Origin of the sequence: Xenorhabdus anantnagensis (assembly GCF_028598555.1) — a bacterium.
GTDB classification, from domain to species: Bacteria; Pseudomonadota; Gammaproteobacteria; order Enterobacterales; family Enterobacteriaceae; genus Xenorhabdus; species Xenorhabdus anantnagensis.
Genome location: NZ_JAQRFN010000089.1, coordinates 1 through 584 on the forward strand (window position 1 = coordinate 1; position 584 = coordinate 584).

The 584-nt window shown below is 55.1% G+C and carries 1 rRNA gene; it reads left to right on the top strand.

Annotated features, from left to right (window positions below):
* Positions 1 to 133: 133 nt before the first annotated feature.
* Positions 134 to 584, top strand: a 16S ribosomal RNA gene (locus tag PSI14_RS20005); the annotation flags it as partial.

The window sequence follows — 584 nt, forward strand, 5'->3', positions numbered from 1 at the left end:
TCAGACAATCTGTGTGGGCACTCGCAAGACACTATCCACGCCGAAAGGCGAAAAAGATACCAAGTCTTGAAGAGTGACTGAACAGTTAATTCATTATGAATAAGCAGACAGAATTCTTTGAGCATCAAACCTTTAATTGAAGAGTTTGATCATGGCTCAGATTGAACGCTGGCGGCAGGCCTAACACATGCAAGTCGGGCGGCAGCGGGGGGAAGCGTGCTTCCCTGCCGGCGAGCGGCGGACGGGTGAGTAATGTCTGGGGATCTGCCCGATGGAGGGGGATAACCACTGGAAACGGTGGCTAATACCGCATGACCTCTGAGGAGCAAAGTGGGGGACCTTCGGGCCTCACGCCATCGGATGAACCCAGATGGGATTAGCTAGTAGGCGGGGTAATGGCCCACCTAGGCGACGATCCCTAGCTGGTCTGAGAGGATGACCAGCCACACTGGGACTGAGACACGGCCCAGACTCCTACGGGAGGCAGCAGTGGGGAATATTGCACAATGGGCGCAAGCCTGATGCAGCCATGCCGCGTGTATGAAGAAGGCCTTCGGGTTGTAAAGTACTTTCAGCGGGGAGGA